21 protein-coding genes are annotated in these 24,862 nt (G+C 60.6%); 15 read left to right on the forward strand and 6 right to left on the reverse strand.

All coding sequences use genetic code 11. From position 1 onward, the window contains the following. The first annotated feature begins 393 nt into the window (after positions 1-393). The 13 genes from M0D65_RS08745 (at position 394) to M0D65_RS08805 (ending at position 14,979) form a co-directional block, all read left to right on the forward strand. Entirely contained in the window at positions 394-1,827 is a 1,434-nt protein-coding gene (locus M0D65_RS08745; protein WP_266252296.1) for an undecaprenyl-phosphate glucose phosphotransferase, read from the forward strand. Between the two features lie 76 nt (positions 1,828-1,903). Further along, on the forward strand, positions 1,904-3,076 hold the full coding sequence (locus M0D65_RS08750; protein WP_266252297.1) for a polysaccharide biosynthesis/export family protein: 1,173 nt from the start codon (positions 1,904-1,906) through the stop codon (positions 3,074-3,076). Then, the gene (locus M0D65_RS08755) at positions 3,073-3,525 is read left to right on the forward strand and encodes a low molecular weight protein-tyrosine-phosphatase (protein WP_266252298.1); all 453 of its coding nucleotides are present in this window, start codon (positions 3,073-3,075) and stop codon (positions 3,523-3,525) included. Before M0D65_RS08750 ends, M0D65_RS08755 begins: the two co-directional genes overlap by 4 nt. Before the next feature lie 66 nt (positions 3,526-3,591). Next, a complete protein-coding gene (locus M0D65_RS08760) occupies positions 3,592-5,841 on the forward strand; it encodes a polysaccharide biosynthesis tyrosine autokinase (RefSeq protein WP_266252299.1) in 2,250 nt (749 codons plus the stop codon). A 20-nt stretch (positions 5,842-5,861) separates the two neighbouring features. Then, the gene (gene wecB / locus M0D65_RS08765) at positions 5,862-7,040 is read left to right on the forward strand and encodes a non-hydrolyzing UDP-N-acetylglucosamine 2-epimerase (protein ID WP_266252300.1); all 1,179 of its coding nucleotides are present in this window, start codon (positions 5,862-5,864) and stop codon (positions 7,038-7,040) included. Between the two features lie 45 nt (positions 7,041-7,085). Then, a complete protein-coding gene (gene wecC, locus M0D65_RS08770; RefSeq protein ID WP_266252301.1) occupies positions 7,086-8,333 on the forward strand; it encodes a UDP-N-acetyl-D-mannosamine dehydrogenase in 1,248 nt (415 codons plus the stop codon). 76 nt (positions 8,334-8,409) lie between these two features. Next, positions 8,410-9,711: a lipopolysaccharide biosynthesis protein gene (locus tag M0D65_RS08775; protein WP_266252302.1), complete on the forward strand. Its 1,302-nt coding sequence runs from the start codon at positions 8,410-8,412 to the stop codon at positions 9,709-9,711. Then, the gene (locus tag M0D65_RS08780) at positions 9,699-10,928 is read left to right on the forward strand and encodes a hypothetical protein (protein ID WP_266252303.1); all 1,230 of its coding nucleotides are present in this window, start codon (positions 9,699-9,701) and stop codon (positions 10,926-10,928) included. The genes M0D65_RS08775 and M0D65_RS08780 overlap by 13 nt, the downstream gene beginning before the upstream one ends. Continuing rightward, positions 10,925-11,920, forward strand: a complete 996-nt coding sequence (locus M0D65_RS08785) for a glycosyltransferase family 4 protein (RefSeq protein ID WP_266252304.1) — start codon at positions 10,925-10,927, stop codon at positions 11,918-11,920. The genes M0D65_RS08780 and M0D65_RS08785 overlap by 4 nt, the downstream gene beginning before the upstream one ends. Then, positions 11,907-12,662, forward strand: a complete 756-nt coding sequence (locus M0D65_RS08790) for a WecB/TagA/CpsF family glycosyltransferase (RefSeq protein WP_266252305.1) — start codon at positions 11,907-11,909, stop codon at positions 12,660-12,662. The genes M0D65_RS08785 and M0D65_RS08790 overlap by 14 nt, the downstream gene beginning before the upstream one ends. After that, the gene (locus tag M0D65_RS08795; RefSeq protein ID WP_266252306.1) at positions 12,617-13,426 is read left to right on the forward strand and encodes a heparin lyase I family protein; all 810 of its coding nucleotides are present in this window, start codon (positions 12,617-12,619) and stop codon (positions 13,424-13,426) included. The genes M0D65_RS08790 and M0D65_RS08795 overlap by 46 nt, the downstream gene beginning before the upstream one ends. Positions 13,427-13,431: 5 nt before the next feature. Further along, on the forward strand, positions 13,432-14,622 hold the full coding sequence (locus M0D65_RS08800) for a hypothetical protein (protein ID WP_266252307.1): 1,191 nt from the start codon (positions 13,432-13,434) through the stop codon (positions 14,620-14,622). Between the two features lie 96 nt (positions 14,623-14,718). Continuing rightward, a complete protein-coding gene (locus M0D65_RS08805) occupies positions 14,719-14,979 on the forward strand; it encodes a transposase (protein WP_218161333.1) in 261 nt (86 codons plus the stop codon). A 61-nt stretch (positions 14,980-15,040) separates the two neighbouring features. Here the strand turns inward: M0D65_RS08805 and M0D65_RS08810 are convergent, their stop codons facing one another. The 5 genes from M0D65_RS08810 to imuA all read right to left on the reverse strand — a co-directional run bounded on the left by M0D65_RS08810 (position 15,041) and on the right by imuA (position 22,497). Next, positions 15,041-15,820, reverse strand: a complete 780-nt coding sequence (locus M0D65_RS08810) for a hypothetical protein (RefSeq protein ID WP_266252308.1) — start codon at positions 15,818-15,820, stop codon at positions 15,041-15,043. Next, a complete protein-coding gene (locus tag M0D65_RS08815) occupies positions 15,817-16,884 on the reverse strand; it encodes a hypothetical protein (protein ID WP_266252309.1) in 1,068 nt (355 codons plus the stop codon). Before M0D65_RS08815 ends, M0D65_RS08810 begins: the two co-directional genes overlap by 4 nt. Positions 16,885-17,195: 311 nt before the next feature. Next, positions 17,196-20,345, reverse strand: a complete 3,150-nt coding sequence (locus M0D65_RS08820) for an error-prone DNA polymerase (protein ID WP_266252310.1) — start codon at positions 20,343-20,345, stop codon at positions 17,196-17,198. 6 nt (positions 20,346-20,351) lie between these two features. Further along, positions 20,352-21,827, reverse strand: a complete 1,476-nt coding sequence (locus M0D65_RS08825) for a DNA polymerase Y family protein (protein WP_266252311.1) — start codon at positions 21,825-21,827, stop codon at positions 20,352-20,354. Then, positions 21,757-22,497 carry a translesion DNA synthesis-associated protein ImuA gene (imuA, locus tag M0D65_RS08830; RefSeq protein ID WP_266252312.1) on the reverse strand — a complete coding sequence of 247 codons (741 nt, stop codon included), beginning with the start codon at positions 22,495-22,497 and terminating at the stop codon, positions 21,757-21,759. The genes M0D65_RS08825 and imuA overlap by 71 nt, the downstream gene beginning before the upstream one ends. Before the next feature lie 131 nt (positions 22,498-22,628). Between imuA and M0D65_RS08835 the strand changes: the two genes are divergently transcribed. Together M0D65_RS08835 and M0D65_RS08840 are read left to right on the forward strand one after the other, a co-directional pair. After that, complete coding sequence (locus M0D65_RS08835; protein WP_266252313.1) at positions 22,629-22,949, forward strand: hypothetical protein; 321 nt, start codon at positions 22,629-22,631, stop codon at positions 22,947-22,949. A gap of 10 nt (positions 22,950-22,959) precedes the next feature. Further along, positions 22,960-23,343: a hypothetical protein gene (locus M0D65_RS08840; RefSeq protein WP_266252314.1), complete on the forward strand. Its 384-nt coding sequence runs from the start codon at positions 22,960-22,962 to the stop codon at positions 23,341-23,343. A gap of 37 nt (positions 23,344-23,380) precedes the next feature. On the opposite strand, the gene M0D65_RS08845 is transcribed toward M0D65_RS08840, so the two are convergent. Further along, positions 23,381-24,730 (reverse strand): carotenoid oxygenase family protein, encoded by a 1,350-nt coding sequence (locus M0D65_RS08845; RefSeq protein WP_266252315.1) that lies wholly within the window; start codon positions 24,728-24,730, stop codon positions 23,381-23,383. Between the last annotated feature and the right edge of the window lie 132 nt (positions 24,731-24,862).

Genomic DNA, 24,862 nt, shown 5'->3' on the forward strand with positions numbered 1-24,862 from the left:
AGTCGTATCGATTGCGTGATGTCGGATCCACGTAGTTCGTAAAACGCAAGTACTGAAGACCGCTTGATCGGCATGACGGACTGATTGTTCCGTACGGCGTTCGTGCGTCCGTACGACACACAGGCTCGATGCGACAGGCGGCGGTGCGTAGCAGCGCGCGTTTTCGCGTGCGGGGAGAAGTGTTGCCGCGCGAAACGTAACGGCTGGACGCAACCGGCGTAGCGGTGACATACGACGACCATTCGCAGACGACGAGCCGCCTGACGGGCGACTACGCGTGGGCGAAGCAGAGGACGACCAGAGCATGAGAACAAACCGATCGCATCGCGGTACAGCGACCCGCCTCCTGCTGCGCGAGCAGCATGCGTCGCGCCGGCATACCGGGATGCCGACGTGAGTACCGCCGACTTCGCTTTCACACGACGCAGCACGCAAGGTTCCGGGCCGCAAGGGCTGCTCGCGCGCGCAGTCGACGTGCTGCTGATCGTCGGCGGTGCGGCGGCTGCGGCACAGATCCGCTTCGAGCACGTCGCACACAGCCGCCTCGATGCCGCCTTCGTTGCGTTTGCAACGGCCTTCACGCTCGCGTTGTTTCCGGTGTTTGGCATCTATCAGTCGTGGCGCGGCCGTTCGCTGCTGCGACTCGCGAGCCAGATATCGCTGGCATGGGTGGTCGTGCAGGGCTGTGCGCTGGTGTTGATGTTCTCGCTGCACCGCACGGATTTCATCTCGCGACTGTGGTTCGCGTACTGGACCGGCATTACCGGCGGCGGGTTGATCGTCTCGCGGCTCGCAACGCATGCCGTGTTGCGGCGCGTGCGCCATGCGGGGCTGAATCTGCGCAACGTCGCGGTGGTCGGGCGCGGTGTGCATTGCCACGACGTGGTGAGCAACATCGTGGCGTCGCCGGCGAGCGGGTTTCGCGCAGCCGCCGTGTTCGATGTCGCTCCGAACGTTGTTCCCGCAAGCAACGCCGCAATGCCGGGCGTGCCGACCTTCGACGATCTCACGCAGTTCATCCGCCATGTTCGCGAGCAAGGGTGGCAGGAGCTGTGGCTCGCGTTGCCGCTGTCGGAAGAACGCACGATGCTGCGCCTCGTCAACGAGTTCCGCGACGACCTCATCAACATCCGTTTCATTCCGGACATCAGCAGTCTTGCGTTGTTCGACGGCGGCATGATCGATCTGATCGGCGTGCCGGCGATCAACCTCGCCGCATCGCCACTGCCGCCTCACGCACTCGCGAAGAAGGAACTGTTCGACCGCGTGTTCGCGGCGCTCGCGCTACTCGCACTGACGCCGCTACTGATCGCCATCGCGCTGGCTGTCAAGGTGTCTTCGCGTGGCCCGGTGCTGTTCAAGCAGCGGCGCAAGGGCGCGGACGGCCGCGTATTTCGCATCTACAAGTTCCGCACGATGCGCACGCACGACGAAGCGGCCGGCGTTGTTACCCAGGCAACCCGCAGCGATGCGCGCGTGACGTCGCTGGGACGCTTTCTGCGCCGCACGAGCCTCGACGAGCTGCCGCAGTTCGTCAACGTGCTGCGCGGCGAGATGTCGGTGGTGGGGCCGCGTCCGCATGCGCTCGAACACGACGAGCTGTACCAGAAGGTGGTCAGCGGCTACATCCACCGTTACCGGATCAAGCCGGGGATCACCGGCTGGGCGCAGGTAAACGGTTTTCGCGGCGAAACCGATCGCGTCGAGAAGATGCAGGGACGCGTCGAGCACGACCTGTACTACTTGCGCAACTGGTCGTTTGCACTCGACATGCGCATCGTCGCGGCGACGATCGCAAGAGGCTTTAGCGACAGCAACGCATTTTGACGGCGCGAGCGTGCCGCACAGGCGGCGCGCGCGGCACACGCAAAAAAAGAATTGCAAGCAATACGGGGTGAATCAGATGGGACCTTTGACGAACCGGCACAACGCCGGCAAAACAGGTGGGCGCTGCAGGCCGGCAGCGCTCGCGCTGAGTATCGTGGCGAGCTTTGCGTTGTCCGCCTGCGGCGTAGCGCCCGGCATGCGGATGATCACGCCTGCCACATTGCCGGTGACGGGTGGCGACGCCCAAACGCCGGCCACCGACATGCCGGTGCCGATCGCCGACATCAATACGACGTTGATCCGGCAACTGCGCGACGATGCTGCGCAGAACAACGTCGACCAGCTTCGCGAGCTGTCGGTGAAACCCGGACCGTACACGCTCGGTATCGGCGACGTGCTGCAGATCACCATCTGGGATCACCCCGAACTGACGGCCGCGCTCGGAGCGCAACCGCAGACCGCCGGTCGTCCATTCGATCCGGCGCTCGGCTTCGTGGTCGACAGCGGCGGCAACGTCCAGCTGCCGTATGCGGGCAGCGTGCACGTCGCGGGCCTGCGGACCGATCAGGCGCAACAGACGGTTTACGCGGCGCTCGCTCGGGTCTTCGCCAAACCGCAGGTGACCGTGCGGGTTGCATCGTTTCGCGCCAAACAGGTCTATGTGGACGGCGAAGTGCATACGCCTGGAACCGTGCCGGTCAACGACGTACCGATGACGCTCTACGAAGCGATCAGCCGCGCGGGCGGCTTCAACCCGACGGCCGATCAAAGCCGCATGGTGCTCGTGCGCGACGGCGTGTCCTATTCGCTGAACCTGTCGCGGATGCTGGAGCGCGACCAGAACCCGTCGGACATCGTGCTGAAGACAGGCGACCTGTTGCGTGTCGTCTCGCGCGACGACAACGGCGTGTACGTCATGGGCGAAGTCAACAAGCCCGTGACTGCAATCCCGATGAAGACCGGCAAGCTCACGTTGAGCGATGCGCTGTCGCAGGCAGGCAGTCTCAACACCGCGAGCGCCGACGCCGCGCAACTGTATGTGATTCGCGGCTCGCTCGAGGCGAAGCCGCAGGTCTATCACCTCGATGCGCGCTCGCCGGTGTCGATGGTGCTCGCGAATCAGTTCGAACTGCAGCCGAAGGATGTCGTGTACGTGGACGGCAACGGTCTCGTGCGCTTTAGCCGCGTACTGAGCTTGTTGTTGCCGGGGATCAACGCCGGTCTCACTGCAGCGATTGTGACGAAATGATCGAACGGATTCTTGTTGTGTGCGAGGGCAACCTCTGCCGCAGCCCGATTGCGCAGGGCCTGTTGCGGCGCGAGATGGCGGACACGGTGGTGGCGTCGGCGGGGCTGTCGGCGGTTGCCGGGACTGCGATCGATCCGGTGGCCGCATCGCTGCTGGCGGCGCGCGGCATCGACATGTCCGAGCATCGCGCGCGCCGGCTCGACGAGCGGATGTGCCGCGTCGCCGATCTGATTCTCGTGATGGAACTGGCGCAGCAGCACGCCATTGAGCGCTTCTATCCGATTGCGCGCGGCCGTGTGTACCGGCTTGCCGAAGCGTATCCGACCGACGTGCCCGATCCGTACGGACGACCGCATCGCAGTTACGAGTACGCGCTGACGCTGATCGACCACGGCGTGCAGGACTGGATCAGACGCATTGCGAGCCTCGCACGCAGTAGTCGCTACTGACGCTGCACATGAGCTCCTGATGTCTTCCATCGTTTTCCGTATCCGCATCGCCAACCTGTAGCGACTATGAATGCTCCGAACCTGCAGCACCAGTTTTCCCGCGACGCGGACGAGATCGACATCCGCGCAGTGCTCGACGTGCTGATCAAGAACGTAAAGACCATCGTCGCCGTGACGGCGGTGTTCGTGCTGGTGGGCGCGCTGTACGCGCTGCTCGCGCGGCCGGTCTACAGCGTCGATATCACCGTGCAGGTGGAAAGCAACGACGATCTGGCCGGCGCGGCCGCGGGCAACCTGATCGGCGGATTGAGTTCGCTGTTCGATGTGAAATCGACCGATGACGGCGAGATGGAGATTCTCCACTCGCGGCTCGTCACGGATAAGGTCGTCGACGACCTGCGGCTCTATATCGATGCGCAGCCGCGCTACTTTCCGGTGATCGGCGCGTGGATCGCGCGTCACGGTCATACGCTGTCGCAGCCCGGGTTATTGGGTATCGGCGGTTACGCGTGGGGTGCCGAAAGTATCGCGGTGAACCAGTTCGACGTACCGAAAGATTTCGAAGAAGACAGCTTCACGGTCACCGCGCTCGGTGCCGGCCGCTACCGCCTCTCGGGCAGCGACCTCGACACCGACGCAACCGGCCAGGTCGGCACGCCGCTGAAGGTCGCCACGCCGCAGGGCGACATCACGCTGCTGGTCGCGCAACTGAATGGCCGCACGAACGCACAGTTCGTCGTGAAGCGCTATTCGAAGCTGAAGGTACTCGACAAGCTGCAGAAAGACCTGACCATTACCGAGAAGGGCAAGGACCAGTCCGGCGTGATTGGCGTGACCTACGAGAACCCCGATCCGGCGCTTGCGTCGGCGGTACTGAACGAGATCGCCGACAACTACGTGCGCCAGAATGCCGACCGCAAGGCCGCAACCGCCGAGAAGTCGTTGCAGTTCCTGAACGCGCAGTTGCCCGATGTCGAACGTCAGTTGCGCAGCGTCGAAGACCGCCTCAACGCGTATCAGAACAAGCACGAAGTGGTGGATCTCAGCGAACAGGCGAAAGCGATTCTGACGCAGTCGGTGGCTGCGCAATCGAGCCTCTTCGAACTCGAACAGAAACGCAAGGAGCTCACCGCGCTCTATACCCCGGAGCACCCGGCACTTGCCGCGCTCGACCAGCAGATCGCAGCGGCGCGCGCGAACATGGATTCGTTTAACGGCTCGATCCAGCGGCTTCCGGATGCGCAGCAGAACATCGTGCGGCTGCGCCGCGACGTGACCGTCGAAACTGATCTCTATGTCGGCTTGCTGAACAGCATGCAGCAATTGCGGCTCGCTACCGCGAGCAAGATCGGCAACGTACGCGTGATCGATCACGCCGTGATCCCCGACGAGTCGGTAAAGCCGAAACGCGTGCTGATCGTCGCGATTGCCGCGGCGCTCGGGCTGCTGTGCGGCGTGAGCACGGCGGTCGTGCGCGCCGCGCTGTTCGGCGGTCTGACCGATCCGATGGATATCGAACGCGACGCGATGTTGAACGTAATCGCGACGATTCCGCTCAGCGGCGCGCAGCGCCAGCTGATGCGACCCGGCGAGCGTTCCGATCTCGTCCCGTCGATCCTCGCCCTTGCGCGACCGCAGGAACCCGCCGTCGAGGCGCTGCGCAGCCTGTGTACCGCCTTGCAGTTCGCGTTGCTCGAACGGCCGGACAACAACCTCGTGCTGATGACGGGACCGTCCGGTGGGATCGGCAAGTCGTTCATTTCCGCGAACGTGGCGACGTTGATCGGGCTATCGAAGAAACGTGTGCTGCTGATAGACGGCGATCTGCGGCGCGGACATCTTGCGACCGACTTCGGCGTCCCCGGCCGCGTTGGCTTGACCAACGTGCTGCGCGACGCCACGCCGCTCGGCGAAGCGATCGTCGCCGACATCACGCCGAACGTCGACTTCCTGCCCACTGGGCCACTGGTTTCGCAGCCGGTCGAACTGTTTTCGGCGGGCGGACTCGCGGACGTGCTTGCGTGGGCCGCGCAACGCTACGACGTCGTGCTGCTCGATGCGCCGCCCGTATTGCCCGTGACCGACGCGACGGTGTTCGCGCCGTATGCGGGAATCGTGCTGCTCGCCGCGCGCTCGGGGATGACCAGCAACGGTGAAATTCTCGAATCGGTCAAGCGTATCGAACGTGTCGGCGCGAAGGTGACCGGTGTGGTTTTCAACGGATTCAGACCGGGCTTGCGCTCGGCGCAGTACGGCAACTACGGCGGTTATGCCTACCGGGGCAACGAGCAGGAAGCACAGCTTGGCAGTCGTTGACGACGTTGACGGAGCGATACATGGACATCGGCAGAAAGAAGATTCTCGTCACGTTCGGCACGCGGCCGGAGGCGATCAAGATGGCGCCGGTCGTGCGCCGCCTGCGCGCAATGGAGCACGTCGACTGCGAAGTGTGCGTCACCGCACAGCACCGGCAGATGCTCGACCAGGTGCTCGACCTGTTTGCGATCGCACCCGATTACGACCTCGATGTGATGCGACCGGGCCAGACATTGGCCGGGCTGAGCGCACACATGCTCGGCAAGCTTGGCCCGGTACTTGAAGCGAGCCGGCCCGACCTCGTGCTGGTTCACGGCGATACGACGACGACCTTCGTCACGTCGCTCGCCGCGTACTACCAGCGCATACCGGTCGGCCATGTGGAAGCGGGGCTGCGTACCGGCAATCTGTATTCGCCCTGGCCGGAAGAGGCGAACCGCAAGCTGACTGCCGCACTCGCGGCACATCATTTCGCGCCGACCGAAACGTCGCGCGGCAACCTGCTGCGCGAAGGCATCGCGCCCGGACGAATCGTCGTGACCGGCAACACCGTGATCGATGCGCTGCTGACAGTGCAGGCGCGGCTCGATCGCGAGCGCGATCTTGCGCAGCGTTTGCGCAGTGCGTTCACGTTTCTCGACGAGACGAAGAAAATGATCCTCGTTACCGGACATCGACGCGAGAATTTTGGGCAGGGTTTCGAAGGCATTTGCGCCGCGCTGCGACGCATCGCGGCGTCGCATCCGCAGGTGCAGATCGTCTATCCCGTGCATCTGAATCCGCAAGTGCGCGAGCCGGTGAACCGGCTGCTCGGCAACGTACGCAACGTCGTACTGATCGAACCGCAGGAGTATCTGCAGTTCGTGTTTTTGATGACGCGCGCATGGTTGATCCTGACCGATTCGGGCGGAATCCAGGAAGAGGCGCCGTCGCTCGGCAAGCCGGTGCTCGTGATGCGCGACACCACTGAGCGGCCCGAGGCGGTTGCGGCGGGCACCGTGCGCCTTGTCGGGACGGACGCACAGCGCATTGCGGACACGGTCGCGCGTTTGCTGAACGACGCAGCCGAGTACGAGGCGATGAGCCGCGCCCATAACCCGTATGGCGACGGACAGGCTTGCGAGCGGATTGCGGCTGCGTTGCCCGCGGTGCTCTGGGGGGATGCGCTGCAGGCCGAGCACACCGACGCCGTGCATTAGATCGATTACAGACAGTCAAAACAATCAGGCGAAGAGACCTACGCTATGTCATTCGATGTCGTTTCCATTCTTGGGCTCGGGTATATCGGGCTCCCTACGGCGGCTGCGTTTGCAGCGCGCCGCAAGACCGTCGTTGGTGTCGACGTCAATCGCGAGACGGTCGATACGATCAATCGCGGCGATGTTCATATCGTCGAACCCGAACTCGACATGCTGGTGCGTGCCGCGGTAACGCAGGGCCACCTGCGTGCGACTACCGAGGCCGAGCCCGCCGATGCGTTTTTGATCGCGGTGCCGACGCCGTTCTGCGAAGGGCACAAGCCTGACCTGAGCTATGTCGAAGCGGCGAGCCGCGCGATTGCACGGGTGCTGAAGGCGGGCGATCTCGTCGTGCTCGAGTCGACTTCGCCGGTGGGCACTACCGAGAAGGTGGCTGCATGGATGGCTGAGATGCGACCGGACCTGAGCTTTCCGCAGCAGGCGGGTGAGGCGTCGGATATTCGTGTTGCGCATTGCCCGGAGCGGGTGCTGCCGGGGCACGTGATTCGCGAGCTGGTGGAGAACGATCGCGTGATTGGCGGGATGACGCGTCGCTGCAGCGAAGTCGCGGCTGAGCTGTATCAGACGTTCGTGCGCGGCGAGTGCGTGTTGACCGATGCGCGCACCGCGGAGATGTGCAAGCTGACGGAGAACTCGTTTCGTGACGTCAACATCGCGTTTGCCAACGAGCTGTCGATTATTTCGGACACGCTCGACATCAATGTATGGGAGCTGATCCGACTGGCGAACCGGCATCCGCGGGTGAGCATTCTTCAGCCGGGGCCGGGGGTGGGTGGGCACTGTATTGCGGTTGACCCGTGGTTTATCGTCGATTCGGCGCCGGAGCAGGCGCGGTTGATCCGGACGGCGCGGGCTGTTAATGATGATAAGCCGCATTATGTGGTGGAGCGGGTGAAACGCGTAGCAAAGCGCTTTCGCGAACCCGTCATAGCCTGCTTTGGACTCGCATTCAAGGCTGATATCGATGATCTGAGAGAAAGCCCTGCCATGTCGATCGTCGAGATGATCGCCCAGGAGAAATGTGGTCGTGTACTGGCGGTCGAACCCAATATCGACGTGATGCCTCGTCGTCTTGCGGACCAGGTTGAACTGTGCGACGCAATGGTTGCGCTGAATCAGGCTGACATTGTTGCGCTGCTGGTCGATCACCGCGAATTCAAACGCATCGATTTACTAAGACTCCAGGAAAAGGTGGTTATCGATACTCGTGGAACCTTTCAGGTGATCCGTTGATTGCCCGGTCCAACCGTCGGCGATGGCACGTCCGCGGCCAGGGCGGGCGGCGATGATACGACACGCAAGTCTTATCGTGATGGGCAATCTTTTCTCTCGTGTCGTCTTTGCATCATTGACGATTGCGGTGGCGAAACTGATGCACGTCGAACAGTACGGTGCATTCTCCTATGCAATTGCTGTTATCTCTTTCGCCAGTTACTTCTGCGAGCTGGGCCTACAGAATACCTATCTGAGAGAAGTAGCTGGCGGAACTCCTGACTGGAGAGAATGCACGCTCACATCGTTCTATATGCGTTGTGCACTCTTCGTAATCGTGTGTATTGCAGGATTCGCGACGCTTTCATCTTTGAATCTGGCCGGGGAAACACGTCGATGCATCGAGTTGATGTTTGCGCCGGGTGTGTTTGGCCTGATGCTCACGAGCTGGGTGACCGGGGTACTGCTTTCGCGCTCGAATGCGGGAGCGTTGTGTCGTGCCCGGGTCGCCGCAGCATTGATGCAGATGGTATGCGTATCAGTGGCGATGCTGGTGCCAGTTCCTTCATCCGAGCGCGTGAGTGTAATCGCGTTGGGTTACGGAGTTGGTTTGATGACTGGTGGCCTGTTTGGTATCCGAGCTATCCCGATCCACTCCTTTCGGATCAGCTTGCGACGCATGAAGTATTTCGCAGCACGACTGGCAAGCGGAATCAACGCGTATCTATTGTCGGGTTTCCTGTACATGTTGGCGCCAACTATCGGCGTGTTGATCCTTGAGAAAAACGCGGCTCTTGCCGTGGTTGGAACTTTTGCGTTGGCGTCACGTGTCCCACAGTTTCTGTACACGATCCCAGGCAGCATCGGTCAGGCCTTCTATCCCAAGCTCTTTCAGGCGACCAGGGAGGGGCGATGGCATGTGTGGTCCGATCTTCTGTTCAAAGAGGTGATCTTTTTGCTTGCAGTCGGTTTAGCGCTTTCAGTGACGATTGTGCTTTCGGCGCCGCTGATCGTCGTGGTGCTCGGACACCCGGGCGATCCGGATTATCAACTCGCGTTGAAGACGGCCGTGCTGATCGGTGCGGGCGTAATCCTGATCCAAAGCATGTCGACACCGCTTGGCCACGCACTCGAGACTGCGGGGCTCGCACGGCTTAGGACAGTCGGGCAGGTCTTTTCGTTGTGCACGGGTGGTGCGCTTTTCGCGGCGCTTGGATCGAAGTTTGGCGTATCGGGTGCGATGACCGCGGCGGTGACAACTGAGATGGTTTTGTATCTGGCGTGGGTTCTGCTTCTTACGATTCGCGTACAACGAGTCCACCTTGGCAATCTGTTGCTTCCTTCACTTGGCGCACTAGGATGCGTGTCGGTGGTGGGTGTGACGGCATGGTTTCTCTGAAAGTGGTGAAGATGAAAATCTTGATCATCTGCGAGCACTTTGCTCCGGAAACGGGCGCACAAGCGTTGCAAGCGACGAAGGTCGCCGATGCACTTCATGGTGCGGGACATGAGGTACAGGTCCTGTGTGGCGTTCAAAATATGTCACCTGAACCACGCCTTTATCCGGTCGCGCATGTTGCCAGCCGACCGCAGTCTTCAGTACGAAGCTTCGTGGCGCGAGCGCACCGCCGCCTGCGTTACGAGTTCGATTCGATCCACCGAGGTTCCGACTGGGTTCGTAAAATGGCCAGAGAGGCCATAGAGATAAGTCGGACGTTCGAGCCCGACGTCGTGCTTACTCAATCGACACCGTTCCGGGTCCATCTGATTGGGTTGCACTTGCCCGAGTCCTTGCGCCACCGCTGGCTTGCCTATTTCAGCGATCTCTGGCCGTTGGCGCTCACACCGTATCCCTACCGAACCCGGCTTTCGTGTGTGCTCAAGGCAATACAGATGCGCGCGCTCGCCAAGGTGCTGACATCGGCACGTGGCGCGCTCTATAGCAATGAAGCATCGGTGCGTAGGCTCGCGAGGACATGGCCAGGCAGGGTTTTACCAAGGTGCGACGTAGTTGCTCACATTGGGACACCTGCTTCTGACAGGCAGATCGATCGAAAATTGATCGCTCGCTATGGTTCGCGTTTCGTTCATATCGGAAAGATCACCCGTGAGCGCGCGATACCCCAGCTTGTCGACGCGATCATGAGTCTGGGTGGAGCTATCGGCCCGACTGCGAAGTGCTCGGGATTCAGTTTTGTCGGCGACGTAGATCTTTCCTTTCGTCTCGCATGCAGGCAGTTGGAATGCAGTGGCGTCGTCGACTTTGTCGGTGAAGTTGATCCTGTGCTGGCCCATGAAATTGGGCATGCAGCACGCGCGCTCGTCGTGATTGAAGCTGAGATGGACGAAAGCCCTTTTCTTGCCAGCAAGTTTGCCGACTACGCGATGATGCGAAAACCCATTCTGGCAATTTCACCGGCTGGCCCCATTCGTGATTATCTGAAGATGAATGGCGGGGGTATCGCAGCGACGCATGACGTGAATTCGATTGCGAGTGCGATTAGCACACTGCTGGAGAGCGATCAGTTCGCAAACGGAAGTGAAGCACTTGCTGCGCATTTCGACGAACGACGCGTTGCCAACCAGTATCTGGAGGCGTTCAGGAAGCTGCTATGAATGTTCTGATCGTCACCAATATGTTTGCAAATGAAAACTCGTCTCAACCGAGCCAGGGAACGTTCGTTTCAGAGCAGGTCGAAGCGTTACGTCGTCTTTCGGGCATTGACGTCGATGTACTGGTGGTCAAAGGGTTTTTGAGCCGTTGGGCCTATCTGTCCTCTCTGTTTGAGATCCTGTTACGCCTGCGTAGCCGACGGTACGACGTAATTCACTACCACTTTGGATTGACCGCATGGTCTGCTCCGATCGTTCGATCACTGACGAATTCGAAGATTGTTATCACGCTACATGGTTCTGATGTATTCGGTCGTGCTCTTCTGCGCTGGATTACTCGCGTCGCAGTGCGTTTTGCGCACACTTGCATTGCGGTCAGCGATGAGATCCGCGACGTCATCGAACCGGTTTCGCCAGGGTGTGTGACGATTCCTTGCGCAGTCGATGACACGCTATTCAGACCTCTCGCGAAGAAGCCGACTTCGCCGACACACAAAACAGTGATCTTCCCGTCGTCTGCGTCGCGACCGGAAAAGGACTACACGTTGTTTGCGTCCGTGCTTGATCGACTCCGCATCATCAGTACGGATGTGATTGTCGAACGCCGGATCGAGAATATGAGTCGAGACGAGGTGCGCGATCTCTTGCAACAGGCGGACGCGCTCGTGATGACATCGAAACGCGAAGGTTCCCCGCAGACAATCAAGGAAGCGATGGCGTGCGGCTTGCCCGTCGTATCGGTGGAGGTGGGTGATGTGCCTCATTTATTGCAAGGAGTGAGGCACTGCCGCGTTGTCGAACATAGGGATCCTCTGCTGATCGCGTCCGCGCTACGCGAGGTCATGGCACCCGGAGAGCGTACCAACGGACCGGAGCGGCTTGCCGAAGCCGGGTATCTATCAACCGACGTCGCACAACGTGTTCGTGTCATTTACGACATGGTGACAAAGTCGAAAACCGATAAATCCACGAGAGATCGTCATGATCATAAGTGATCGCACAATCCGATTTTTCTCCGCCAGCATCGACTGTATGACAATGAGCGAAACGGTGATGCTAATCAGAAATCGAATCGAGTCCGGCGTTTTCACACAGCACTCGGTTGTGAACGTCGCCAAGCTGGTTCATATGCAGCGCGACAAGGAACTTGCGGACGCCGTCAACGCATGCGATATCGTCAATGCGGACGGAATGGGAGTCGTTTGGGGTGCGCGCTTGCTTGGCTTCGACGTGCCAGAGCGAGTGACCGGTGTCGATCTTTTTGACCACCTGCTGGCAATGGCGAGTGCACAAGGACACCCGGTGTTTCTGCTCGGTGCGAAAGAGCACGTCGTTGCGCGGGTTGCACACATTGTCCAGCGCCAGTATCCAGGGCTAATCATCGCTGGCTTTCAGCATGGGTATTTTTGGGAGGGCGAAGCGGCCGTGGTCGAGAAGATCCGCGAGTCAGGGGCGCGTCTGCTGTTTGTTGCAATTACATCGCCGAAGAAGGAGACGTTTATCAATCGATGGCGCGACCAGTTGGGTGTGTCGTTTGTGATGGGCGTCGGAGGAACCTTCGATGTCGTCGCCGGTGACGTAAAACGCGCGCCCACGTGGATACAGGCCTCCGGTCTGGAATGGCTATACCGGGTATGGCAGGAACCGCGGCGGATGTGGAGACGTTATCTGACCACTAACGCCCGGTTTGCATGGATGATGACGAGAGCAATGTTCAACGCGAGGGGGCTGAAATGAAACAGCTACTTGTCGCTCTGCTTGGTTTGTACAGCGTCGCTAGTGTTGCTGGTTGCGTCTCGACATCGCTGGCTGGTTACGAGAGGGTGATGAATGCTGAATGGGAAGAGGGTATCCCTGCCTTTGCAGGGGTGCAAGGCCCATCGACGCAATCGATTTCTGTCCGGAGGGAAAGAGCAACCGGTGCAGCGATGCTGCATGTTGAGATGAATCGGTCGGATTCGTTTTCGAAAGTAGCGAATGGGACACCGCGCGCAGAAGTCTCATTAGGCGCCGTTCGTTTCGAGAGCGGACGAGATTACGTGCTCGAATGGTCAACATTGCTACCGGTCGATTTCAAGTTTGATATCCATCAACCGGAAATCATCACGCAGATTCACCAGGGAAGCGCTTCGGGATCACCGCCGTTTGCTCTATTGACATACAACCAGCACTACGAGCTGAATGTGCGTTCAGATGCCAAAGGATCTCTGCAGGTATTCCGGTTTGGTTCATTGCCGGGTGATCTCGGGCGCCAGGTATGCTGGCGCCTGCACTATGTTCCCGACAGTACCGGTCAGTCGAGCGTCACGGAGCTGTACAAGGACGGAGTGCCGGTATACGTCCAGCATGGGAAGGGCAATGCCTATGCCCACGATAACGAGGCCTATCTGAAGCTTGGTATCTATAAATGGCTATGGTTTAGCGAACCTGATGATATTGGCAGCCGGAGCATGGATTTCGGTGATGTCGCGCTTTACAGACGCGATGCGAACGGTAGATAGAAACCATGAGATCGAAAGGCTATTACCTGGTTCTCGCGGCGATGTCAGTAAAGTTCATGATGGACTTTTTTATGCCTGCTCGCGATGTTGCCTTTATCGCTTTCAATGGCACGCTGATCGTGCTGGTGCTCGCATTTGGTCCAGCGTTGTACGCGAGTCGTCGTACCGTCTTTTGGTCTGTGGTGTTTATGGCGTTTGTGATTGCCGAGTTGTATCGCGATGCGACAAACCCGATCGCCTACAAACTGCTGACCCTACCGCTGCTCGCGATGCTGTTTTACAGTCTCGGGCGCAAGATCACGGGCAGCGAGATGAGCCGGGTATTCAAGTTGCTGCTTGTCGAATTTCTGATCTGTTTCTCGGTAAACTACGCGATCTCCGCCGCGCTGGGACTTACCGCCTCGCGCGATTTCTGGAATTTCGAACATGCCAATCTGCTTGGAAGTTATGTGCTGATCATGTTGTTGCCGATCAACTATGTGTTATCCCAGACTAACTCGAAGCGGCAGGGGCCAATTCTAAAGGCGCTCTTCGTCGCGGTTGCCTGCCTTACCACATCGACCGGCGCAATGGTGCTTTCATTGACGGTTTTTCTGCGTATCCGCAAGGTGTCCGTCCGTCGGCTGGCATCTCCGGTAATCATGGGTGTTGTGTTGCTATGTACTGCGTTGGTGGCGTTGTCACTGTTCAACGCCGCGATCTACGACAAGATCGTCGCGCCCGTCGTCTTGATTGCCGATGGCGGATGGATGCAGCTTTTCAAAACCGCCCAGAGTTCTGGGGGTATCACGCATCTTGCGAGCGATCAACAGGGATCGTTCACATGGCGCATCTATGCGTACCTCGTGTATGCGTTCTATGTGGCCCGTCAGGGTCTGTGGCCAACCATGTTTGGCAATGGGATCGGTGGCTACGAAGATGTGTGGAACGGCGCAATGCCGCATAACGATTTCATCCTCATGCTTGTCGATCTAGGTGCTATCTTTCTGCTGCTGGTCGTCTTCAATCTGATCCGTTTGCTGCGCCATGTAATTCGTCGTAATCCCCAATGGCTGCTTGTTGTCCTGGCATTGCTGATGCGGCTGGCGTTCGAGAATAATATTTACTCTTACTACCTCATGAGCAACTTCATCGTGTTCGCTGCGTTGATCTGCGGCGCGATGAGCGGTACTACTGCTCGATTGAACATCGGCTAACACCGGTGCGTTGGCTGTGCGCATCGCATGCATCACCCGCGATGCCGCAGCGTTGAATCCCGATAAGCTCCCATAAGCCCCGTGATTGAAATCCCTATGTCAGACGCGGACTGGATACGCGTCAAACCTCTTTTCGACACTCCAGAACCCGTGACAGCGCGTGGCCGCCCGCGCCGCGATGCCCGTCAGATCCTCGATGCGATTCTCTGGGTACACCAGAGCGGTGAGAAATGGCACCGGTTGCCGGCACATTTCCCACCGCAGCAGACCTGCTATGCAAAGTTCATCGCTTGGCGGCGTGCAGGCATCCTGCATCGCGTTGCCGCGATCCTCGATATCAAGCCGTTCGATACCTGATACCTGATGCTCGATGGAGCGTGTCAGGCACTTCGGTCTGAACCGCTCCAGGCGATCCCGCTTATGCGATCCCCTGCACAGCTGCAATATCCGACAAACTGCCGCGAAACTCGTAACTGCCGATGTGTCCAACCTCAAACCACGGCGCTCCATAAACAGCCCCACCCATGTCGCGCCAACGCTTACAAAAAAACAGATCTTCCGACAACATCTCGCCACGCTCGTTCTTGCCGATATCGAAGAACGTATGGATGGTTTCGTTACCGCCGGCGCGATCTGGAGACGTCATGACTTCGTTGGGATATGCATCGGCCATAGCCAGGAAAACATGCCGCTTGATTAGCATGATTCCTGTGCCGATTCCCTCGACCTCCACGGGTTTCTCGACGCTGAACCCCTGGCCCGGTTGTTTAAGCTGATACGTTCCATATGAACCCGCCACCTTGGCCAGTTCACCCGGCGTCATGTCCGGATAGGCACGTGCCGCCGATGCAACGTTCAGCCAGTTGATTTCCTTCCGAGGACACATCGCAGCGATCACATCCAGATCGGCGTCCAGCAGCGCCAGCACGTCGTCGCTGCGAAAGACCATATCGGCATCGATAAACAGCAAGTGAGAGCAGTGGGTTCGCTTGAGGAACCAGTTGCTCAGCAGATTGCGGGCGATCGTGATGACGCTCGAGCTTTTCGTCCATGCGTACTCGAAGCCTATACCGCGTTGATACAACGCAGCCTGCAACTGCAACAACGAGTGGGTATACGAGCCGTAACACTGGTCGTTGTAGATCGGCGACGCAACCAGGATGCTGATGGGGCGCTGCGTATCATCGTGCTGGATCATTTTTTCACAGAAGGGCTGGTTGGACCGGACGCGGCCATACAGGAATTTTCCCCAGACGTTGGCGACAACGTCGCCGTCGAGTTTACGACATAGTCGGCCGGACATCTAAACACCACCTTGCCGCGATTGCGGCCATCCTTGATGCCATATCTTGGGTTTGCGGCCGCGAGTTGCACAGCAAAGTCCTGAAAGTCCTGCTTCAGCGTGTTCACGATGATCGGAAACTCCGCCTGAGTCGGCGTGCCCTGTCCGCCCGTGCCGGTATAACAGCCGAAGTTGTTCTGGCGATTGCCGGACGTGTCGCTGGCCGAATAACAGAGCAGGAAACGGACACGAGAGGGTTTGGTGACAACCAGATATGACTGGGCGTCGACGATCACAGCACCCGGATTCAACGGATCAGCCGACATCGAACCGTCGTTACCGAGCACCCATGTTGCGCCCGTATCGAGAAGACCCAGTGAACCAGGGTTCTGGTTGACATTGATCTCCGACGGCGCGATATCGATCGGGTATGACCACACCCTGTAGGACATCGCCAGCTCTGGCCACGTGAACATGGTGACGCAATCGTTCGCGCCGGAAGTCATCGATAGTTTTGCGTTCAGGTTAGCCACATAGCCTGCTGGACATCTAAACACCACCTTGCCACGATCGCGGCCATCCTTGATGCCATATCGTGGGTTCGCGGCCGCGAGTTGCACGGCCAAGTCCTGAAAATCCTGCTTCATGATGTTCACGATTGTCGAAGACTCCGCCCGTGTCGGCGTTCCTAGTCCGCCAGTGCCTGTATAACAATCGAAATTACTCTGACGACTATTAGCCATGTTAAGCGCCGAATAGCAGAGCAGGAAACTGGCTTGAGAGGGTTTCCTGATAACCAGATACGCCTGGCTGGCGAGGACCGTGGAACCCGGATTCAACGGATCAGCGGACATCGAACCACCGCTACCCAACGCCCACGTCACGCCCGGACTCAGAAAACCAAGCGAACCAGGGCTTTGGTCGATATCAATTTCGGAAGGCGCAATACCGGCGGGATAGGAACTCGCTCTATAGAACATTGCCAGCTCAGGCGCTATTGCACCCGGTACTGATTGAGCGTTTGCTGCGGTGGATAAAGTGGCGATCGTGACTGTCCCACAAGCAAACGCGTACCGCAGCAAAACCAAAAACCTCGAATACATTTTTACACCCCGCTAACTGGTTTCGTGAGCTGGCCGGATTTTTATGAATGTTTTTATCGCGGCACGTAACACAGTACGTCGATTCACATAGCGGGGTGAACTACGCCGAAAGACATAGGAAAAGGGAAACCTCTGCATTTACCAGTGCGTTCTTTCGGCAACCGGTATTCAGCACCAGACGCAGTCTGTTAATGAAAATTGCGGCTGACCGTAGCCAGTCCGCCAAGCAGATGCGACAGGTCGACGAGTCGTTTAGCGATCAGGTGTCGCACCTCGCCTTCGCATTGCCATGTGCCGTAGACGGCCAGCAGCGATGCATTCAAGGTTTCCTTGCGCTGCCTTTCGAGCAGGTTGGGCCAGATGATCACGTTGACGTTGCCGGTTTCGTCTTCGATCGTCATGAAGATCACGCCCTTGGCCGTGCCCGGTCGCTGTCGTCCCGTCACGATGCCGCAGGCGCGCGCCAGCTGGCCGTTGCGATAGGTGCGCAGCGTTGCGGCCGGCATCAGCCGTTGCGCGTGCAGGGTTGGCCGCAGCAGTTCGAGCGGATGTCGCTCGAGCGTGAGCCCCACCGAGCGGTAATCGCCGACAACGGTCTCGGCCTCCGTCGGCGTACCCAGTTGCGGCGTCTCGTCCTCCGTGCGCGCGGCGGCCAGCATGTCGCGATCCGGCACGGCGGCGACCGATTGCCACAGCGCTTCGCGCCGGTTGCCGGCCAGCGAGGCGAGGGCGTTCGCATCAGCCAGCACGTGCAGGTCGTGGCGGTCGAGCTGCGCGCGCCGGGCGAGATCGATCACGCTCGTGAACGGCCGTACCGCACGCGCATTCTCGATGCGTTCGGCCGCGCCGTCGCGCATCCCGCGCACCAGCGACAGTCCGAGCCGCACCGCCGGCCTCAATTCCGAACCATGTGCTTCAAGCGAGGCATTCCAGCCGCTGATCGTCACATCGGCCGGCAACACCTTGACGCCATGCCGCCGCGCATCCTGCACGAGTTGCGACGGCGAATAGAACCCCATCGGCATGCTGTTCAGCAGCGCGGCCAGGAACGCTTCGGGCTCGTGGCATTTGAGCCAGCTACTCGTGTAGACGAGTAGCGCGAAACTTGCTGCATGGCTTTCGGGAAAGCCGTATTCGCCGAAGCCCTTGATCTGCTCGAAAATCGCATCGGCGAACGTCCGTTCGTAGCCGCGCGCGAGCATGCCGGTGACGATGCGGTCGTAATACTTCTGCAAATTGCCCTTGCGTTTCCACGCGGCCATCGCGCGACGTAGTTCGTCGGCTTCGCCTGGCGTGAAGCCTGCGGCGATGACCGCGACCTGCATCACCTGTTCCTGGAAGATCGGTATGCCCAGCGTGCGTTCCAGTGCGACCTTCAGGGCCTCGCTCGGGTAGTTGACCGTGTCGATCTTCTGGCGCCGTCGCAGATATGGATGCACCGCACCGCCCTGGATCGGCCCAGGCCGCACGATCGCCACTTCGATCACGAGGTCGTAGTACGTGCGCGGCTTCAGTCGCGGCAGCATCGACATCTGCGCGCGCGATTCGATCTGGAACACACCCATCGTGTCGGCCTTGCAGATCATGTCGAAGGTCGGATCGTCGCCGTCGGGGATGTCGCGCATCTGGACGCGTTCGCCGCGCTGCTCGGAGACGAAATCGAGCGCGCGCCGGATCACCGACAGCATGCCGAGCGCCAGCACGTCGACTTTCAGCAAGCCCAGTGCTTCGAGATCGTCCTTGTCCCACTGGATCACGCTGCGCTCGGCCATCGCGGCGTTCTCGACCGGTACGAGCCGCGTGAGCTTGCCGCGGCTGATCACGAAGCCGCCCGAATGCTGCGACAGATGGCGCGGAAACCCCACCAGTTGGGCAGCAAGCGAGGCCCACGACTGAATGATCGGCGCGCTTGGATCGAGCCCGGACTCTTCGAAGCGCTTCAGCAGCTCGGTGCCGCTATCGAACCAGTGATGCGTCTTCGCGACCGCATCGACGATCTGCGGATCGACGCCAAGCGCCTTGCCGGTTTCGCGCAGCGCACCCCGCGGACGGTAGGTCGACACGGCCGCCGCGATGGCCGCGCGGTCGCGGCCGTATTTGTTGTAGATGTACTGGATGACTTCTTCGCGCCGCTGGTGCTCGAAGTCGACGTCGATGTCGGGCGGCTCGCCGCGCTCCTTGCTGATGAAACGCTCGAACAGCATGCTGCTGCGGTTCGGATCGACCTCGGTGATGCCAAGGCAGAAGCAGACCAGCGAGTTCGCCGCGGAGCCGCGCCCTTGGCACAAGATGTTCTGGCTGCGCGCATACAGGACGATGTCGTACACGGTGATGAAGAACGGTTCGTACTCGAGACTGGCGATCAGTTCGAGTTCGTATTCGAGCTTCTCCTGCACGTCGTAGGGGATGCCCGACGGGAAGCGCGCGTGCGCGCCGACATAGGTTTCTTGCCTTAGCCATGAGGTCGGCGTGAAACCGTCGGGGATCAGTTCGTCCGGATATTCGTAGCGCACCTCGCGGAGCGAGAACGTACAGTGCGCCATGACGGCAAGCGTCTGTTCGAGTGCGGCCTCGGGGTACAGCAGCGCGAGGCGCAGACGCGCGCGCAGATGCTGTTCGGCATTCGGCGCGAGATCGTAGCCGCATTCGTGCACCGGGCGCCCCACGCGGATCGCCGTCATGGTGTCCTGCAACGGCTTGCGCGAACGCACGTGCATCACGACATGACCGAGTGCCACGACCGGCACGCCATGCTGTTGCGAAACATATTCGAGCGCGCCGCGATGGATGTCGTCCATGGCGCGCTGATGCAGGATCAGTCCGCACCAGGCACGACCCGGGAACGTCTCGTCGAGCCACTCGATCTGTGCATCCAGCCGCTCTTCCTGCGCCGGAAATTCCGGTACGAGGATGGCGAGGCAATCGGGCATGCCGCGCAGGTGACCGTACTGCGGGTCAGGGCGCGACAGGTCTTGTGGCGTCAGCCGGTATTGGCCCTTCGGTGCGCGGGTGCGCGCGAGCGTGATCAGCTCGGACAGGTTGCCGTAGCCCTCGCGGTTCTGCGCGAGCAGGATCAGCCCGAATGCCGGCGAACCGTCGGCATGAACGAGCCGGAAATACGAACCGATGACGAGCGGCAACTTCGCGGTTTCTGCGGCGACGTGTGCGCGCACGGCACCGGCCAGCGAGCATTCGTCGGTGATGGCGAGTCCTGCGTAGCCGAGTTGCACGGCGCGTGCCACGAGTTCATCGGCATGCGATGCGCCGTGCAGGAACGAGAAATTCGACAGGCAGAACAGCTCGGCATAGGCCGGCAGGGGGCGGACAACTGGATTCATCGCATGTCATCCGAAGAGTCCGTGCAGGAACCAGTGCGGATCGTTTTCGTCGCGGCTGCTGATGAGTTCGCGATAGATCCAGTAGCACGACTGGTCGTCGGCCTGGGCGACGAAGTAGTCGCGCTTGACGAGTTGCTCGTCGAACCAGCCGGCCTCGATGCGCTCGCCGGTCGAGGCCATTTTCAGCGGCGAGCCGTAGAACGGCCGATTGTTGCGCATCAGCAGTTGCACTGGCGTTTCGAGCAGCCATGTGGGGCGGGGTAGCCCGGCGGGTAACGGCATGGGCTGACCTGCTTGACCCGACTGGCCAAGCGGCACCCAGCGGTTGGCGACTTCCGGCCGATGATCGGCACCCGGCATGGGGCGCAGCACGTTCTCGTTGCCGAGGCGCGCCGCCAGCAGCTCGACGAGCCGCGCATGATCTTCCGCCGAACCACCCGGTTCCTGGAAGAGCGTGCCCGAAGGCGGTTCGGCGGCCTGGACCTGGGCAGCGTCGAGCCGCAACGCGATGACCGGCGCCTCGAGTGTGAGGCGCGCGAGCCGTTCGCGGAGCAGACGGAGCAGATGGTCTTCGCGCCATGCCGGCTCGCCGAGCGCGATTTCGATGACAGTAGGGGCAATGGCGAGCCGGCCGCGCTCGTGTTCCAGCAGCAACTGCACGCCGGTCACCGCCAGTTGCTTCGCGCACAGCCAGCCGCATAGCTGCACGACCAGCCGATGCGCGGCAAAGAGCGCGCCTTCGGTATGTTCGAGACGATCCGGCAATTCGATGCGGGCAGAAAAGGTGGGCGGCAAGTCGAGCCAGTCGAACAGTTCGGGGGCGGTACCGAATGCGCGATCGAGCGAATCGAGCAGGTGCTCGCCGCAGCGGCGTTGCAGGCCCGCGCGCGGCAGCCGCCGCACGTCGGCAATCGTTTCGCAGCCAAGGCCGGCAAACCAGTCGACGAACGGTCGCACTTCGATGACCGACCATAGCGGCACGGTGGCGAGGTGCCGTTCGAGCGAGCGCATTTTCAGCAGGCGGCGGTTGCCGCGCTTCGCGAGCAGCCACGCACCCTGGCCGGTCGGCGCGAGACTCACGCGCGCGCTGAAGCCGAGCGTGGTCAGCAACGCCTTCGCTGCGCGGCACAGATTCAACACGCCGCCAAAGAGCCGCAGGCTGGCGCTGATATCGACGATGACCGTGGCTTCTTCGACCAGCGCGACCTCCGGCGAGAACTGCATCAGCGTGACCGCGACGGCGCGCTGCGCGTCGAGTTCGCGCGCCACGTCGCGCTCGAACATCTCGACGCCGGGCGCGAGCGTGAGCACGCCGCCGCGCTTCATGCCGGGACGGATACCGGCCGCGCGGGCCGTGCGGCTGGCGACCAGTACCCGGTCCTGCTCCAGTACCGCGCAGCCGTGCGCCGGCTCAGGCAGCCACTTCGGCCTGAAGACCTCGAGCTGCAACCGGGGCAAGTGGACGGCGAGCAGTACGCGCATGGCGGGAAAACAGTACCGGTGTGGGTTGAAGGGGAAGCGACAGAGGTTCGGTGCGCAACGGACCTCGTCGCTTGACGATGTCGACGCTCAGGCCGTCGCCGCAAGCGCGCAGGGCCAGTCGCAGCAACGCGGGCGAAGCGTCTTTCGCGGCCGCCAGCGGCCGGATCATCACGAAGAGCGTGTCCGACGACTGCGCAGCGAGATGCAGCCGCCGTAACGACGACGTCTGCACGTGCTGCCCCCAGAACAGCAGCGCGCCGCAACTGCCGGCGCGCAGGATCTGTTCGGCGGCCCAGAGCGCGTCGACGGTTTTCGCCGCTTTGACCAGCATCAGCCGGCTGAGCGGCACGCCGATATAGTCGAGCCCGGGGCCGTTCGGAACGTGCGGCGGCCGGACCAGCGCGATGGGGCGTTTGTTGCCGATGCCGCTGATGCCGCCGGTCGCACCGAGCGCCGGCGCCAGCAACCGCATTTCGCCGACGCCCGCCTGCTGGACCAGCAGGTCGATGAGTGCGCCGACCGGCCAGCCGCCGCCGGGTAGTTCCGCGGAGAGCGCGGCGTAGCCGGTGTCGAGCGTGCGCGCATGGTGGCGCGCGAGCTGCGACGCCCGCCAGAGCGACGGATGCAGGTCTTCCGGATGAGACGCGAACGCGGAGGGAGAAGAAGGCATCGGCTGATTGCAAAAATCACTGTATATATGTACAGTATCCTACACCGAAAACCGGAACGGCAAACTGCTACTTTCCGGCACTCATCCAGGTCAGCAGGAATTGAACGACACAAGGTAATGGAGAGCGAATCATGTATGTCCGCACTATTGCGCTGACCACGCTACTCTTCGGCGCGGCCTCGGTCGTCCATGCGGAGACCTACATCGAAATCTGGAATCCGCCGGAGGCGCGTGCGCATCCGCCTGTGCCGCGTGTTTCTCGCAGTACGCGGTCGCATGCCGGTGTGTCGGTGCCGCGTCTGGCCAAACGGGTGACCGAGCCCACGCTGCCCGGCGAGTCCGCGCCGACGTCCGCGCAGGCGTTGGCGCAGTCGCCGAAGAAGCGCGGTGTGCCTGCCATCCCCATGCTGCCCCGCAAGATCGGCCCGGACGGCCGTGTCCTGCAGGTCTGAGCGAGTGCCCGTGACTCCGGATGCAAATGAACCCGGCAAGCTACCGTCTGCCGCTGAACTCAGCGCCCATTCCACAGCAGCCTTGCTGTGCTATCTGGCCGTGAGCGAACTGGCGGCAGTCGTACTTCACGACACACCATCAACGGATGCGCAACTGGTCGAATCCGCGCGCATCTGGCTCGCGCGCCACGCGCTCGATGCGGGCTGGCTCGAACGGGTGACGTTTGCCCGCAAGGCACGTCGCATCGCGAAGCGCTTCGTCGTCGGGCAGACATGGTCCGCCGCACAGTTGCAGCCGTCGAACCTGTTCCTCGATGCGACCACCATGAATCCGGCAGACCCGGTCGTGGCGCAGGTCTGGCGCGCATGCACCGACGCCGATGCTGTGAACTGACTGTGCTTCGTCACTACCGAAGGACGGCGAAATTCGTTCAACTGGGTGCAGCGACCTGGTAATCATTGGGTAACCAGGCCCCATGAAATCCAGCGGGAATTCGCCTGGGCAGATGTACCGTTGCGATCGGAGCGTTGTCTATATTCTTGCCGTCGAGAATGACCAGATCACTGGTATCCGTTGCCTGGCGATAGACACATACGAGCAGCCAGCCATCGTCTTCGACAGAGGCGCCGGGGCGCGCCACGAAGACCGGTTCGCTGTTCTGGTCACCTTCGGGAACGCTATATCGCTGTAGTGAACCGGACTCGAGATCATAGCGAACGACACCGCGAAATTCGGTATTGGTCGGTTGTTCCGCGGCATAGAAAAATCGATAGGGACGGCCGGTTCGTCCTTCGTTGATGCGAGGCAGTTCGATATGGATATCCGCGATTTGTCTTTCCGCCACGGTTCCGTTGTCGAGGTCGATGACGTAGCGCCACGGAATGCCCAATGGAGCGGTCTCGAATGTTGACCCTCCATCAGCGAGACGAAAATATCGGGGATATCGAATCGCATCCAGCACAACGGTCGCCTCGTCGGCGTCGTACGCATTCAGCACGTGCTGGATAAAGCACGGCGCTATGTCAAACCAGCGCAGCTCGCCGCCATGGCGAGGCATGATCCCGAGCCTCGCCTGATGGTCGTCGCGCCAACGCAATGGCATTCGATATCCTCTCGACAGCATCGAGAAGTCGTACCCGACATTAAGATCAAGAAAGATACTGCGGGTAGCAGTGATTGCCATGTCGTGCATCATCGAGGGCGACGACATCTCAATCTCGATGTCGACACCCGGCATACCGCTCGCGTCCGTCACGGCATAGCGCAAAAACGGCTTCTTCCAGTCAGCGCGAAAGCTCATCAGTTCACCCGTTTCCGGGTCGATTTTCGGATGGGCCGTCATGCCGTTTGCCAGCCCAGGATGACAACGGGTTGCGCCGAATGTTTCGAGTTCGGCTGTCATGGCAAGTGGAGGGCCGCCCTCAGACAATGCCAGTATTTCGCCCGCGTGGAAGAGCACATTCACGTTCGGATTCGTATCGAGCAGGGTCGGTGAGGCATCGGGGTTATATACGTCAGCCCACCGTTTTGTACGAGCCCAGCGATTCCTGTAACCCGTTGCGTGGCCGTCGTGCAACGAGATGGCATGCAGCATGGCATCTTCGGGCCACCAGTCCAGCACGTCGTTTCCCTTGAAGCGGCCACGCAGAGGGTTGGGTCCGTTGCGTAGCAGTACACCGTTGAGATCCTGCGGAATCGCTCCTGTGACGGGAAGATCGATAAGGTCGACTTCATCGGGCACGGCCGCTCCGGCGCCGGAATTCAAGTCGAGTGTGGTCATGTTGGTAGTCCTTCTATCCGGGCGTCGTAGGGCACACATCGTCACCAGCGCCAAAAGCGGGCGCGATTGCGTGATCGCACATGTCCTCGGGCCAGGCAGCGATGAGTTAATTTATACCCGGGTGAAAACATT

It is taken from the genome of Paraburkholderia sp. CHISQ3, assembly GCF_030464945.1.
Lineage (GTDB): Bacteria > Pseudomonadota > Gammaproteobacteria > Burkholderiales > Burkholderiaceae > Paraburkholderia > Paraburkholderia megapolitana.

Excerpts from the sequence above, each read along its gene's own strand:
- M0D65_RS08750 (WP_266252297.1), top strand. The coding sequence starts at position 1,904 with ATGGGACCTTTGACGAACCGGCACAACGCCGGCAAAACAGGTGGGCGC.
- M0D65_RS08755 (WP_266252298.1), top strand. The coding sequence starts at position 3,073 with ATGATCGAACGGATTCTTGTTGTGTGCGAGGGCAACCTCTGCCGCAGC.
- M0D65_RS08760 (WP_266252299.1), top strand. The coding sequence starts at position 3,592 with ATGAATGCTCCGAACCTGCAGCACCAGTTTTCCCGCGACGCGGACGAG.
- wecB (WP_266252300.1), top strand. The coding sequence starts at position 5,862 with ATGGACATCGGCAGAAAGAAGATTCTCGTCACGTTCGGCACGCGGCCG.
- wecC (WP_266252301.1), top strand. The coding sequence starts at position 7,086 with ATGTCATTCGATGTCGTTTCCATTCTTGGGCTCGGGTATATCGGGCTC.
- M0D65_RS08780 (WP_266252303.1), top strand. The coding sequence starts at position 9,699 with ATGGTTTCTCTGAAAGTGGTGAAGATGAAAATCTTGATCATCTGCGAG.
- M0D65_RS08785 (WP_266252304.1), top strand. The coding sequence starts at position 10,925 with ATGAATGTTCTGATCGTCACCAATATGTTTGCAAATGAAAACTCGTCT.
- M0D65_RS08790 (WP_266252305.1), top strand. The coding sequence starts at position 11,907 with ATGATCATAAGTGATCGCACAATCCGATTTTTCTCCGCCAGCATCGAC.
- M0D65_RS08795 (WP_266252306.1), top strand. The coding sequence starts at position 12,617 with ATGGATGATGACGAGAGCAATGTTCAACGCGAGGGGGCTGAAATGAAA.
- M0D65_RS08800 (WP_266252307.1), top strand. The coding sequence starts at position 13,432 with ATGAGATCGAAAGGCTATTACCTGGTTCTCGCGGCGATGTCAGTAAAG.
- M0D65_RS08805 (WP_218161333.1), top strand. The coding sequence starts at position 14,719 with ATGTCAGACGCGGACTGGATACGCGTCAAACCTCTTTTCGACACTCCA.
- M0D65_RS08810 (WP_266252308.1), bottom strand. The coding sequence starts at position 15,820 with ATGATCCAGCACGATGATACGCAGCGCCCCATCAGCATCCTGGTTGCG.
- M0D65_RS08815 (WP_266252309.1), bottom strand. The coding sequence starts at position 16,884 with ATGTTCTATAGAGCGAGTTCCTATCCCGCCGGTATTGCGCCTTCCGAA.
- M0D65_RS08820 (WP_266252310.1), bottom strand. The coding sequence starts at position 20,345 with ATGAATCCAGTTGTCCGCCCCCTGCCGGCCTATGCCGAGCTGTTCTGC.
- M0D65_RS08825 (WP_266252311.1), bottom strand. The coding sequence starts at position 21,827 with ATGCGCGTACTGCTCGCCGTCCACTTGCCCCGGTTGCAGCTCGAGGTC.
- imuA (WP_266252312.1), bottom strand. The coding sequence starts at position 22,497 with ATGCCTTCTTCTCCCTCCGCGTTCGCGTCTCATCCGGAAGACCTGCAT.
- M0D65_RS08835 (WP_266252313.1), top strand. The coding sequence starts at position 22,629 with ATGTATGTCCGCACTATTGCGCTGACCACGCTACTCTTCGGCGCGGCC.
- M0D65_RS08845 (WP_266252315.1), bottom strand. The coding sequence starts at position 24,730 with ATGACCACACTCGACTTGAATTCCGGCGCCGGAGCGGCCGTGCCCGAT.